Source organism: Prauserella muralis, from assembly GCF_003202285.1.
Lineage (GTDB): Bacteria > Actinomycetota > Actinomycetes > Mycobacteriales > Pseudonocardiaceae > Prauserella_B > Prauserella_B muralis.
The window spans coordinates 276,712-289,114 of sequence record NZ_MASW01000007.1; the positions used below are offsets into that span (position 1 = coordinate 276,712).

11 protein-coding genes are annotated in these 12,403 nt (G+C 71.9%); 4 read left to right on the forward strand and 7 right to left on the reverse strand.

Annotated elements, in window-relative coordinates:
• Positions 1-7: 7 nt before the first annotated feature.
• From BAY60_RS30850 to BAY60_RS30860, 3 genes are read left to right on the forward strand one after another with little or no spacing between them, the layout of a single operon-like run.
• Positions 8-877: a S1C family serine protease gene (locus tag BAY60_RS30850; protein WP_112284930.1), complete on the forward strand. Its 870-nt coding sequence runs from the start codon at positions 8-10 to the stop codon at positions 875-877.
• 4 nt (positions 878-881) lie between these two features.
• Positions 882-1,571, forward strand: coding sequence for a response regulator transcription factor (locus BAY60_RS30855; protein WP_112284931.1), 690 nt, complete (start codon positions 882-884; stop codon positions 1,569-1,571).
• Complete coding sequence (locus BAY60_RS30860; RefSeq protein ID WP_112284932.1) at positions 1,571-2,794, forward strand: sensor histidine kinase; 1,224 nt, start codon at positions 1,571-1,573, stop codon at positions 2,792-2,794. Before BAY60_RS30855 ends, BAY60_RS30860 begins: the two co-directional genes overlap by 1 nt.
• Positions 2,795-2,981: 187 nt before the next feature.
• Here BAY60_RS30860 and BAY60_RS30865 read toward each other — a convergent pair whose 3' ends face one another.
• Complete coding sequence (locus BAY60_RS30865) at positions 2,982-3,335, reverse strand: hypothetical protein (protein WP_146771116.1); 354 nt, start codon at positions 3,333-3,335, stop codon at positions 2,982-2,984.
• A 116-nt stretch (positions 3,336-3,451) separates the two neighbouring features.
• Here BAY60_RS30865 and BAY60_RS30870 point away from each other — a divergent pair, with 116 nt between their 5' ends.
• Positions 3,452-3,718, forward strand: coding sequence for a hypothetical protein (locus BAY60_RS30870; RefSeq protein WP_112284934.1), 267 nt, complete (start codon positions 3,452-3,454; stop codon positions 3,716-3,718).
• Positions 3,719-3,746: 28 nt separating this feature from the next.
• Here the strand turns inward: BAY60_RS30870 and BAY60_RS30875 are convergent, their stop codons facing one another.
• From BAY60_RS30875 to recD2, 6 genes are all read right to left on the reverse strand, one after another.
• Complete coding sequence (locus BAY60_RS30875) at positions 3,747-4,214, reverse strand: NUDIX hydrolase (RefSeq protein WP_112284935.1); 468 nt, start codon at positions 4,212-4,214, stop codon at positions 3,747-3,749.
• Entirely contained in the window at positions 4,165-5,211 is a 1,047-nt protein-coding gene (nrfD, locus tag BAY60_RS30880) for an NrfD/PsrC family molybdoenzyme membrane anchor subunit (protein WP_425466495.1), read from the reverse strand. Before nrfD ends, BAY60_RS30875 begins: the two co-directional genes overlap by 50 nt.
• Before the next feature lie 2 nt (positions 5,212-5,213).
• The gene (locus BAY60_RS30885; protein ID WP_112284937.1) at positions 5,214-6,152 is read right to left on the reverse strand and encodes a 4Fe-4S dicluster domain-containing protein; all 939 of its coding nucleotides are present in this window, start codon (positions 6,150-6,152) and stop codon (positions 5,214-5,216) included.
• A 1-nt stretch (position 6,153) separates the two neighbouring features.
• Positions 6,154-9,414 carry a formate dehydrogenase gene (gene fdh, locus BAY60_RS30890; RefSeq protein ID WP_112284938.1) on the reverse strand — a complete coding sequence of 1,087 codons (3,261 nt, stop codon included), beginning with the start codon at positions 9,412-9,414 and terminating at the stop codon, positions 6,154-6,156.
• Positions 9,415-9,473: 59 nt separating this feature from the next.
• The gene (locus tag BAY60_RS30895) at positions 9,474-9,758 is read right to left on the reverse strand and encodes a hypothetical protein (RefSeq protein ID WP_112284939.1); all 285 of its coding nucleotides are present in this window, start codon (positions 9,756-9,758) and stop codon (positions 9,474-9,476) included.
• Between the two features lie 287 nt (positions 9,759-10,045).
• On the reverse strand, positions 10,046-12,259 hold the full coding sequence (recD2, locus tag BAY60_RS30900; RefSeq protein WP_112284940.1) for an SF1B family DNA helicase RecD2: 2,214 nt from the start codon (positions 12,257-12,259) through the stop codon (positions 10,046-10,048).
• Positions 12,260-12,403 lie beyond the last annotated feature (144 nt).

Consider the following 12,403-nt stretch of genomic DNA (forward strand, 5'->3'; position numbering starts at 1 on the left):
ACCAGTCATGACCACGGCACCGACCGGGCTCGGCGAGCCACGCGGCCCGCGGTTCGTCCCTGCCCCGCGGGCGACGGCGCCCCCGCCTCCGCCCGGCACCCCGTACCACTCTCCCCCGCAAGGCGGCGACCGGCAGCGCCGGTGGCCCCGGCTGCTCGGCGCCGGGCTGCTGGTCGCCGCCGTCTCCGCGAGCACGGGCGCACTCGCCGGGCGAGCGGCCGCACCCGATGGCACCGGCGAGGTGAGCTTGCCCCGCGCCGAGCTCGCACCCGATGACAGCGGCGGGCTGGTCGGCGTCGCGGAGCGGGCGCGGGCCGGGGTGGTCTCCATCTCCGCGCCCCGTGGCGGCGGGGTCGCGGGCGGATCGGGTTTCGTGCTCGACGACCGCACGCACATCCTCACCAACGACCACATCGTGTCCGGGGCGGACTCGGTGAGCATCACCGGCTCGGACGGGCGGCGGGTCAGCGCGGAGGTGGTCGGCCGCGACCCCCGCACCGACATCGCGGTGCTGCGGGTGGAGCCGAGCTCGGCGCTGCGGCCGTTGCCGCTCGGCCGCTCGGGCAACGTGCAGGTGGGCGAGCGGGTGCTGGCGGTCGGCTCGCCGCTGGGGCTCGCGGGCACCGTCACCTCCGGCATCGTCAGTGCCGTCGAGCGGGACGTGCGGCTCGGCGGCACCTCGCAGACGGCGGTGCAGACGGACGCCTCGATCAACCCGGGCAACTCGGGAGGCCCGCTCGTCAACGCACGCGGCGAGGTGATCGGGGTGAACACCGCCATCGCCACCTACGACGGCGGCGGCTCGATCGGCATCGGGTTCGCCATCCCGGTCGACCGTGCGGCCGACGTCGCCGAACGACTGATCGCGGGCAGGTGAGCCGATGCGCCTGCTGCTCGTGGAGGACGAGGAGGACCTGGCCGAGGCCGTCCAGCTGGGCCTGAAGCGCGCGGGCTACGCCGTCGACACCGCCGCCACGGTGGCGACGGCGACCGAGCGGCTCACCGTCAACGACTACGACCTGCTGCTGCTCGACCTCGCCCTGCCCGACGGCGACGGGTTCTCGCTGTGCCGCGCCATCCGCGAGGGCGAGCTCGCGGTCGTGGGCGGCACCGACCTGCGCGTGCTCATGCTCACCGCCCGCGGTGCGCTCGCCGACCGCGTGCGGGGTCTCGACGACGGCGCCGACGACTACGTGGTGAAGCCGTTCGCGCTCGACGAGCTGCTGGCCAGGGTGCGGGCGCTGCTGCGCAGGGAGACGCGCGGCGGGAGCGCGGTGCTGCAGGTCGGCGAGTTGCGGCTGGACACCGCGCGGCACCGCGCGTGGCGGCGCGAGCGGACGCTGCCGCTCTCGCCGAAGGAGTTCGGCGTGCTGGAGTACCTGATGACCCGGCCGGGGCACGTGGTGTCCGCCGAGGAGCTGCTCGAACACGTCTGGGACGAGAACATCGACCCGTTCACCCACACGGTGCGCGTCACGATCGGCACCCTGCGGCGCAAGATCGCGGGCGGCGACGAGCACTCGATCATCGAGACGGTCGTCGGCCGCGGCTACCGGCTCAAGGAGGAGTGATGCGCCTGCCCGGCTTCGTGCACTCGATCCGCTTCCGGCTCACGGTGCTGTACTCGACGCTGCTGTTCCTGCTCGCCGGGGTGGCGCTCGTGGGCATCTACGTCGCGGTGGAGCGCAGCACCGATCCGAAGCCGGTCACCGAGCGCTACGAGGCCGAACTGGTCAAACGCAAGGCCGACGGCAGCGAGGTCGTGCTGGGCACGATGGAGGTGGCCGCCGTCGAGCAGATCGAGTCGGAGGTGAACCTGCGCACGCTGCAGGCGCTGCGGAACTACTCCGCGGCCGCGGGCGGCGGGTTGTTCGTGCTCAGTCTCGGCATCGGCTGGGTGCTGTCCGGCCGCGCGCTGCGGCCCGCGCGCTCGATCGCGCACGCGGCACGCGAGATCCAGGCGACCGATCTGTCCCGGCGCATCCGGCTGGAGGGCACGCGCGGTGAGCTGCGGGAGCTGTCGGACACCATCGACTCGATGCTCGACCGGCTCGACGAGGCGTTCCGCAGCCAGCGCCAGCTCATCGACGACGCCTCGCACGAACTGCGCAGCCCGCTGGCGATCATGCGGGCCCAGCTGGACGCCTCGCTGAAGTCGCCCGAGGCCAGCGACGCCGAACGGGCGCGGGCGGTGCAGGTGATCGACAGGGCAGCCGAGCGAATGTCCCGCCTTGTGGAGGACCTGCTCGCGACGGCCCGCAGGAACACCGACACCCTCGCCGACACCGACGTGGACCTGGCGGCGGTCGCGCGGGAGGCCGGTGAGGACTTCGCGGTGCTGGCCGGCGAGCGCGGCCTGCGGCTTTCCTACCGGCTGCGGGACGAGCTGACCGTGATCGGCGACCACGACGCGCTGCGCAGGGCCGTCGGGAACCTGCTGTCCAATGCGGTGCGGCTCTCCCCCGCCGGCGGCCTCATCACCATCGGCTCCGGCCGGTCCGGCGGCTGGCTGTGGCTGGCCGTCGGAGACCACGGCCCCGGCATCGCGGGCGAGGATCACGCCCGGATCTTCGACCGGTTCTGGCGGCGCGAAACCGATGTGGCCGACGGGCGGCCGCGCGACCGGCACACGGGGCTCGGGCTGGCGATCGTGCGCCAGATCGTCGAGTCGCACGGCGGTCGCGTCGCGGTGTTCTCCGAGCCGGGCCAGGGCAGCACGTTCGTGTTGTGGTTCCCGGCGCGCGGCGCGGACGACGACGGAGGCGGGCCGCCCGGCGTGAACCCACTGCCGTGACGGGTATTGGTGCGGGCAGCCGGCATCGAGCCGGCTGCCCGCACCTGATCGGGCCGTGAACCGGGCGCACGCGGCCCCGACACCGCACTGCTCCCACACGCCCCCGGTACCGTCCGGTTGTTTTCCCCGCAACGGTCGGTACCTGCCACGGACGGACCCCTATCGGTTCCCCCGTTTCACCGTGGCCCTAACGGGTGGACGCATACAGCTTGACCGGCGCAGGCTCCTCACGGCAGGGCCGAAAGCCCCCAATTCTGACGTCGGCGTTCCGTTCTCCGGCCGCCACGGCCGGGTAGCAGCCCGGGCACACGAGTTGCTCGTCCCTCACGGTCACGAGCGTGGCCTCGCACCACTCGCCGCACTCGGCGCAGACGAACTCGATCCTCGCGGCGAGGCTGTAGAGCCTGGCCGTCCAGCCCGCCGGGTATGCGCACAGCACCTCGACCGACCAGCCGGGCCCGTAGAGGAGCCCCGGCTCGCTTCCGCCTCCGAGCCGGACCGGCCCGGGCGCTCCCGGCGTGGGTACCGGCGCAGTGTCCATGGGCGGAACATGCCCCCGCACGAACATCACCAAACGTGCGGCCGTACAGGTTTCAACCGTGTCCGATCGGGTACACCGCGCGAGATTGGTGTTCCAGCACGACGGGGAGAACGGCAATGGGTGGCAGCGACCTGCCGAACCTCGATCGCAACGCCTACCTCGCCTGCCAGGCGCGGGAGCTGGCGATCAGCACTGAGCGCTCGGACCCCGAGCACGCCGTCCAGGTCCTCCGGCACGTCTTCGCCGAGGCGGGTACCGCGGCCGGGCTGTGGATGGCCAACTGGTACTTCGAGACCCTCAGGTCCGGCACCACCGACCCGGCCATCAACGCCATCGTCGACGAGTGCATCCAGGAGCTGGAGAACGCCTACGGGCTCTGGTGACGCCGACGCTCGCCGCCCGCCACCGTCGTCACAGCCCGAGCCGGACGGCGAGGCGGTCGAGGAACGGGCGCTGCCCGGCGACGAGCTTCTCGCGGGCCTGTGCGAGCCCGAACCACGCCACGCGGTCCACCTCGGGAAACAGCTGGATCCGGCCGGAGCCCCGGGGCCACTCCAGCTCGAAGGTGCCCGGCACGATGGTGTCGGGCTCGAGGTCGCCCTCCACCGCCCACACGGTGACGACCTTGCCACCGGACTGCTTCACAGCGCCCAGCTCGGCGGGTTCGCCGTCCGGTGCGGGCAGCCCGAGCTCCTCCTGGAACTCGCGGCGGGCCGCGGCCAGCGGCTCCTCGCCGGGCCCGTACTCGCCCTTCGGCACGGACCAGGCGCCCGCGTCCTTACGGGCCCAGAACGGGCCGCCCATGTGCCCGAGCAGCACCTCGGCGCCCTCACCCGCTCTGCGGTACAGCAGGATTCCCGCGCTGCGCTTCGCCACCACCCGCGTGATTCTGCCGGAGCAGCCGCTCGCGCTGCGGCACCACCGTGTACTTCGGGTCTTCGGCGGAGGTCAGCCCTGCCTCGAAGACACCCCATTTGGTGCACGCCGACCCGGCGAGCAGCGCCGCTCCGGAGAGCAGGCGTGCCACGCGCGAGCGCCTGCCGAGCACCGAGCCCGCGGCGCCGGCGGCCGCCAGCGTCTCCCCCGCGCGGACCAGCAGACCGGCCCGGCCTGCGCGGTACGGCTCGGCGACCATGCCCAGTCGCTTCTCCATCCGCTTGAATGCCGCCAGCTCCAGCGCGGTGCCGAACAGGGCCAGGTTGCGGGCGGGTGACTCCTCGCCCTGGCGCGCACCGAGCAGGCCGAGCCCCGCGGCGCCGGCCGCGCCCGAGCCCACGAAGACGTACGGAAGCTCGCGATGGCCGTCGTGCCAGGCGGGCACGGCGGTGTCGCTGACGAGCGCGGCGGTGTAGGCGGCGACGGCGGGCCCGGTGAGCGCCGCGCCCGCCGTGGCGGCAGCGCCCGCCTTCGGCAGCTTTCCCGTCACGGCGGAGGCGGCGGCGCCACCGGCGAGCGGGCCGTAGCCTGCGAGCAGCCACGAACCCATGTTCATCGGCGAGGTCGGCTTGAACACGCGCAGCATGTTGAGGAACCGGGCGGGCCTGCCGAGGTCGTGGACGAGGGCGCCGAGCGAGAGGGTGATGGCGCCGAACGCCCCGACCTTGGTGACCGCCGCGAGCCGCCCCCTCCCGGTCAGCTGGGCCCCCGCGGCCAGCAGCGAGGAGCCGCCGGCGAGCCCGCCGAGAAACAGGTAGGCGGGGATGTCCGGTGACTTCCAGACCGGGCCGTTGATGATCGGCTTGCCGTAGTAGGAGGTGAACTGGGTGTCGGGGACCACCGGCTGCTCACCCCGCCGCCCGCGGCGGCGGCCCGTGTTCACCCCGGTGGTCGCCTCCCGCGCGGGGCGGGCGGCGAGTGATCCGTGCCCGTCGCTCATCGTCATCGTCCCTTCCCGGCTCCGAGGAACGCGGCGGCGGCACCGGCGAGCAGTGTCGCCGCCGCCGCGCCCACGTGCCGCCACATGCTGGGCAGGTCGCGCGTGGTGACCACGGGGTCCGGCGGGAACCCGTACACCTCCGGCTCGTCGAGCAGCAGGAAGAACGCCCCGTCGCCGCCGACGCCGTCGTCCGGGTCGTCGCCGTAGAGCCGGGCCTCGCCCACCCCGGCCTCGTGCAGCTGCCGCACGCGTTGCTGGGCGCGCTCCCGCAGCTCGTCGAGCGGTCCGAACTGGATGGAGTCGGTGGGACACGCCTTGGCGCACGCGGGCTCCATGCCCTCGCCGAGCCGGTCGTAGCAGAGCGTGCACTTCCAGGCCCTGCCGTCGTCGGGGCGCTGGTCGATCACGCCGTACGGGCAGGCCGGGATGCAGTAGCCACAGCCGTTGCAGATGTCCTCCTGCACCACGACCGTGCCGAACTCGGTGCGAAACAGCGAGCCGGTGGGGCACACGTCCAGGCATGCCGCGTGCGTGCAGTGCTTGCACACGTCCGAGGCCATCAGCCAGCGGAAGTCGTCGCCGGAGCCGGGCGTGGTGGGTGTCATGCCCGCCTCGGGCGGCTGGGTCGCCGACCCGTGCTCGGCCATCGCCAGCACGTCGGTGTCGTGGTGCAGGCCGGGATCCTGCGCGGCGAGCGGCTTGCGCTGCTCGATGAAGGCCACGTGGCGCCACGTGTTGGCACCGAGCCCGACGGTGTTGTCGTAGGACATACCCGTCAGGTCGAGGCCGTCGGCGGGCACGGCGTTCCACTCCTTGCAGGCCACCTCACAGGCCTTGCAGCCGATGCACACGGTGGTGTCGGTGAAGAAGCCCATCCTCGGCGGGTGGTCGGTGTACCCGCTCTCGGCCGCGGGATCGGTCGCCTCGCGCGCGGTCGTCATCTCACACCTCGGTCCCGGTCTCGTCGGTGATGCCTGCCCGCTGCTGGTACTCGCGCACCAGCTCGATGCGCTGGGGTCCCCGTGGCCTGCGGCCCGGCCGGATGTCGCACGTCAGCGCCTTGACCTCCTGGATGTGGGTGTTCGGGTCCAGTGACAGCGAGGCCAGCTCGTTGGCGGCGTCGCCCGTGCTGAGGCCGTTGGGGCCCCAGTGGTACGGCAGCCCCACCTGGTGCACCGTGCGGCCCTGCACCCGCAGCGACGGCATCCGGTCGGTCACCAGCACCCTCGCCTCGATGGCGGTGCGCGCGGTGACGATCGTCGCCCACTCCAGGTGTTCCAGCCCCCGTTCGGTGGCCAGCTCGGGCGAGACCTCACAGAACATCTCGGGCTGCAGTTCGGACAGGTACGGCTGCCAGCGGGACATGCCGCCCGCGGTGTGGTGTTCGGTGAGCCGGTAGGTGGTGACCACGAACGGGAACACCTCGGAGCCGGTCTGACCGTCGCTGGGCTGGAACCGGTTGTTCTCGTGTTTCATCATCTGCCGCACCGGGTTGCGCTGCTGGCGGTACAGCAGGTTCGGAAACGGCGACTCCTGCGGCTCGTAGTGCGTGGGCAGCGGGCCGTCGGTGAGCCCGGCAGGCACGTACAGCCACGCCTTGCCGTCGGCCTGCATGACGAAGGCGTCCGTGCCGCGCAGCGCGTCCGGCCCCTTGGCACCCTCCTCCGGCTGGAAGTCCGGCGGCTTGGTGGCCTTGAAGTCGGGGATGTCGTGCCCGGTCCACTTCTCCTGCTCGGCATCCCACCAGATGTAGGCCTTGCGCTCGCTCCACGGCTTGCCGTCCGGGTCGGCCGAGGCGCGGTTGTAGAGGATGCGCCGGTTCAGCGGCCACGCCCACGCCCACTCGGGGGCCACCCAGTTCTGCTCGGTGCCGGGCTTGCGCCGCGCGGCCTGGTTGATCCCGTCGGCGTAGACGCCGCAGTAGATCCAGCAGCCGCAGGCGGTGGAACCGTCGGCCTTGAGCTGCTCGTAGCTGCTCAGCGGTTCGGCGTCGGCGTTCCAGCCGTTGATCTCGGCCAGCACGGCCTCGGCGTCCGGCTCGGCCAGCTCTCCCTTCACCGGGTAGTCCCAGGTGAGCTCCCGAACCGGCCGGTCGCGCTCGCGGTCGGCATCCTTCTGCGTGCCGTCGGCGGCCGCGGCCGTCAGCTTCTCCCTGATCCTGCGGCCGAGGTGGTAGATGAACCACAGGTCGCTGCGCGCGTCGCCCTCGGGCTCGACGGCCTGGTGATGCCACTGCAGCAGCCGCTGCGTGTTGGTGAAGCTGCCGTCCTTCTCCGTGTGGGCCGCCGCGGGCAGGAAGAACACCTCGGTCTTGATGTCGTCGGTGCTCAGCTCACCGGTCTCGATCTCCGGACCGTCCTTCCACCACGTGGCGCTTTCGATGAGCGAGAAGTCCCGTACCACCAGCCAGTCCAGGTTGGCCATGCCGAGCCGCTGCATCTTGGCGTTGGCCGAGCCGACGGCCGGGTTCTCGCCGAGCAGGAAGTAGCCCTCGCAGGTGCCCTTCAGCTGCTCCATCACCGTCTCGTAGGTGCTGTGGCTGCCGGTCAGCCGCGGCAGGTAGTCGAAGCAGAACTCGTTCTCCGGTGTGGCGTGGGGGCCCCACCACGCCTTCAGCAGACTGACCACATAGGACTCCATGTTGCCCCAGTAGCCCTTCTCCGCGGCCTCGCCCTGCACGAAGGTGGCCAGATCCTCCCAGGAATGCGCGTGCCGCATGGGAATGTAGCCGGGCAGCAGGTTGTACAGGGTCGGGATGTCGGTGGAGCCCTGAATCGACGCGTGCCCGCGCAGCGCCAGGATGCCGCCGCCGGGCCTGCCGATGTTGCCCAGCAACGTCTGCAGGATCGCCGCCGTGCGGATGTACTGCACGCCCACCGTGTGCTGGGTCCAGCCCACGGCGTAGGCGAACGCGCTCGTGCGCTCCCGGCCGGAGTTCTCGCTCAGCAGCTCGCATACCTGGAGGAACTTCTCCTGTGGCACGCCGCAGATCTGCTCCACCGCCTCCGGCGTGTACCGGGCGTAGTGCCGCTTGAGGATCTGGAACACGCACCGCGGGTGTTGCAGTGTCTCGTCGCGCTTGGGTTCCGTGCCGATCTCCGCGCCACCGGAGCCGTGTGCCTCGCCACGCCCCGCGTGGGTGCGCCGCTGCCAGTGCTGGTCCCGCTTGCCGGAGGCGGCCTGCACCTCGGCGCCCTCGTACTGCCACGTCTCGACGTCGTAGCTGCGCGACTCGGGGTCCAGCCCGGAGAACACGCCGTCGAGGTCCTCGGTGTCGGCGAACTTCTCGCTGACGATCATCGGGGCGTTGGTGTAGGCGAGCAGGTAGTCGCGGAAGAACTGCTCCTGCTGGAGTACGTAGTGGACGATGCCGCCGAGGAACGCGATGTCCGTTCCGGCACGCAGCGGCACGTGCACGTCGGCGAGCGCACTGGTGCGCGTGAAGCGGGGATCGACGTGGATCAGCTTGGCTCCCCGCGCCTTGGCCTCCATGACCCACTGGAACCCGACCGGATGGCATTCGGCCATGTTGGAGCCCTGGATCACGATGCAGTCGGAGTTGGCCAGGTCCTGCTGGAACGTCGTCGCGCCACCGCGACCGAAGGAGGTCCCCAAACTGGGAACCGTGGAGGAGTGTCAAACGCGGGCCTGGTTCTCGATCTGGATGGCGCCGAGCGCGGTGAACAACTTCTTGATGAGGTAGTTCTCCTCGTTGTCCAGCGTGGCGCCGCCGAGACTCGCGAAGCCCATGGTGCGCCGGGCCCGCTGCCCGTCGGCCTCCCACTGCCAGCCCCGCTCGCGGCTGGCGATCACCCGGTCGGCGATCATGTCCATCGCCGTGTCCAGGTCGAGCGTCTCCCAGTCGGTGCCGTGCGGCCTGCGGTAGAGCACCTGGTGCTGCCGGGCCGAGCCGGTGGTGAGCTGCAGGCTGGCCGAGCCCTTCGGGCAGAGCCTGCCGCGGCTGACGGGGGAGTCGGGGTCGCCCTCGATCTGGGTGACCTTGTCCTGCTTGACGTAGACGTTCTGGCCACAGCCCACGGCACAGTAGGGGCAGATCGACTTGACGACCTTGTCCGCCTCGCGCGTGCGCGGCGCCAGCTCGTCGCTGACCCGGCTCTTGGCGGCCGCGCCGCGACCGCTCGGGTCACCGTCGCTCCACTGCCGCAGGACCGGCCAGCCCTCGATCCACTGCCGCACGCCCATCCGCGACCTCCCGTTGCCGTGACGTTGGCGTCCGCTGCGGTACCCGCCGATGCGCGAGTTCAAACACCCCGCATCTGGGCATCGTCCTGCACCCGGGCACGGATCCACGACCGCACCTGGTCAGCGCCGGTCGGGTTCTCCGGCTCGGGGTTCGACAGCTGCTGGCTCGCCGGCATCAGGCCGCGCCAGGCCCGCTCCTCGGGGCTGGGCACGTCGCCGGCGTCGGCGGGCTGGCCGGTGGCGATCAGGTAGGCCAGCCCGGGCGCGATGCCCAGTCGCCTGCCCGCCTCGCTGTAGTCCAGGCCCGCATCCAGCAGTTCTCGCACCTGCTGCCTCGTCGGCACGGCGACCTCCGCGCGAAATCGGAAACACTTTCGGCTCAGCGACGTGTGTCAGCGTGCGTGCCGGGTACCCGCCGTTCGGCCCAACGACACCCGACCCGAGGAGTACGAAGCTGTGACCTCGACAACCGGTCCCGACACCGTCCGGCTCCACGCCGACGCCCCCGCCATCGTGTGCGGCGAGTGCGGCTACCGGGCCGCCCGGATCGCGTCGCTGACCGACCCCGACGGCAGGCCGGTCGGCACCACCGTCGTCTGCCTGGTGTGCCGCGAGCGCGAGCGCGCGGCGGCTAGCCACCCCGCAGCCGGTGGGCCAGCGCGGTATGGCGGCGACCGGCGCCCACCGTCCGGACGGCCTGCCCGATCGCCTTCCTCGATCCCACGAGCACGACCAGCCTCCTGGCCCGGGTGACCGCCGTGTAGAGCAGGTTGCGCTGCAACATCATCCAGGCGCTCGTGGTGAGCGGGACGACCACGCACGGGTACTCGCTGCCCTGGGAGCGGTGGATGCTGACGGCGTAGGCGTGGGCGAGCTCGTCGAGTTCGGCGAACTCGTAGTCGACGTCCTCGTCGTCGTCGGTGTGGACGGTGAGCGTCTGCTCGTCGAGATCGACCTCGGTCACCACGCCCTGCGTGCCGTTGAAGACACCGTTCGCGCCCTTGTCGTAGTTGTTGCGCAGCTGCGTCACCTTGTCGCCCGGTCGGAACACGCGCCCACCGGAGCGGCGCTCGGGCAGTCCGGGCCGCGGTGGGGTGAGCGCCTGCTGCAGCAGCGCGTTCAGCGCGCCCGCGCCCGCGGGCCCCCGGTGCATCGGGGCGAGCACCTGCACGTCTCGCCGGGGATCGAAGCCGAACTTCGCCGGGACGCGCCTGGCCACCACGTCGACGGTCATCGTGGCGGTCTCGCCGGGATCGTCGATGCTGAAGTGGAAGAAGTCGCCGAGCCCCTGGGTGAGCGGGTAGTCGCCCGCGTTGATGCGGTGGGCGTTGGTGACCACGCCCGACTCACCGGCCTGGCGGAAGATGCGCGTCAGCCGCACGTGCGGCACGGGCGTGCCGTCGGCGAGCAGGTCGCGCAGCACCTCACCCGCGCCGACCGACGGCAGCTGGTCGACGTCACCGACCAGCAGCAGGTGCGTTCCCGGCGCGATCGCCTTGGCGAGCTTGTTGGCCAGCAGCAGGTCCAGCATCGACGCCTCGTCCACCACGACGAGGTCGGCCTCCAGCGGCCGGTCCCTGTCGTAGGCGGCGTCGCCGCCCGGTTTGAGCTCCAGCAACCGGTGCACGGTCGCGGCCTCGTGCCCGGTGAGCTCCGTGAGTCGTTTGGCCGCACGGCCGGTGGGCGCGGCGAGCACGATCCGGGCCTTCTTGGCCGTGGCGAGCGTGACGATCGAGCGCACGGTGAAGCTCTTGCCGCAGCCGGGACCACCCGTGAGCACGGCGAGTTTCTCGGTGAGCGCGAGCTTCACGGCCGACTCCTGCTCGGGCGCCAGTTCCGCGCCGGTCTGCCGGTGCAGCCAGGCCAGTGCCCTGTCCCAGTCGACGCCGCCGAACGCGGGCATCCGCTCGGCCGACGTGCGCAGCAGTCGCAGCAGCTGCGCCGACAGCGCCACCTCGGCGTGCTGGAAGGGTGGCAGGTAGATGGCTGCCTCGCTGCCCCCGGCGGGGTCGGCGCCGGGCAGTTCCTCCCGGACGACGCCCTCCTCGGCGACCAGTTCGGCCAGCGCGTCGATCACCAGTCCGGCGTCGACGTGCAAGACCTTGACCGCCTCGGCGATCAGCTGCTGGTCCGGCAGGAAGCAGTGCCCGTCGCCGGAGGCCTCCGAGAGCGTGAACTGCAGCCCGGCCTTGATCCGTTGTGGACTGTCGTGCGGGATGCCGACGGAGCGGGCGATGGTGTCGGCGGTCTTGAACCCGATGCCCCACACGTCGGAGGCGAGCCGGTAGGGCTCGCTTCGGACGACGTCGATGGCCTTGTCCGCGTACTGCTTGTAGATGCGCACCGCGAGCGACGTGGACACGCCGATGCCCTGCAGGAAGACCATCACCTCCTTGATGGCTCGCTGCTCCTCCCACGCCATCGCGATGAGCTTCGTGCGCTTGGGGCCGAGACCGGGCACCTCCACGAGCCGGTCGGGCGCCGTCTCGATGACGTCGAGCGCGCCGGCGCCGAAGTGGGCCACGATCGCGTCGGCGAGCTTGGGCCCGATGCCCTTGACGAGCCCGGAGCCGAGGTAGCGGCGGATGCCCTGCACGGTGGCGGGCAGCACGGTGGTGTAGTCGTCGACGTGGAACTGCCTGCCGTACTGCGGGTGCGAGCCCCACCGGCCGCGCATCCGCAGCACCTCGCCGGGCTGGGCGCCGAGCAGCGCACCCACGACGGTCACCAGCTCGCCGCCCCGGCCGGTGTCCACGCGCGCGACCGTGTAGCCGGTCTCCTCGTTGGCGAAGGTGATCCGCTCCAGGGTGGCCTCCAGCACCGACCCGCGAACCGGTTCCGCCACTGCTCGCCCCTCACCCCACGACCACCGACCGGCTCCACTCCTACCACGCCCCGCCCGTGGCCGGTGGCCGAAGGTCCCGCCACCTCGGGGCGTCCGCCTCTGCTCACCTCCCCCGCGGGCCCGGATCGTGGTGGACAGGGACAA

What these genes read in the sequence shown, in the direction of transcription:
- BAY60_RS30860 (WP_112284932.1), top strand. Translation starts at nt 1,571, where the DNA reads ATGCGCCTGCCCGGCTTCGTGCACTCGATCCGCTTCCGGCTCACGGTG.
- BAY60_RS30885 (WP_112284937.1), bottom strand. Translation starts at nt 6,152, where the DNA reads ATGACGACCGCGCGCGAGGCGACCGATCCCGCGGCCGAGAGCGGGTAC.
- nrfD (WP_425466495.1), bottom strand. Translation starts at nt 5,211, where the DNA reads ATGAGCGACGGGCACGGATCACTCGCCGCCCGCCCCGCGCGGGAGGCG.
- BAY60_RS30850 (WP_112284930.1), top strand. Translation starts at nt 8, where the DNA reads ATGACCACGGCACCGACCGGGCTCGGCGAGCCACGCGGCCCGCGGTTC.
- BAY60_RS30865 (WP_146771116.1), bottom strand. Translation starts at nt 3,335, where the DNA reads ATGGACACTGCGCCGGTACCCACGCCGGGAGCGCCCGGGCCGGTCCGG.
- BAY60_RS30855 (WP_112284931.1), top strand. Translation starts at nt 882, where the DNA reads ATGCGCCTGCTGCTCGTGGAGGACGAGGAGGACCTGGCCGAGGCCGTC.
- BAY60_RS30870 (WP_112284934.1), top strand. Translation starts at nt 3,452, where the DNA reads ATGGGTGGCAGCGACCTGCCGAACCTCGATCGCAACGCCTACCTCGCC.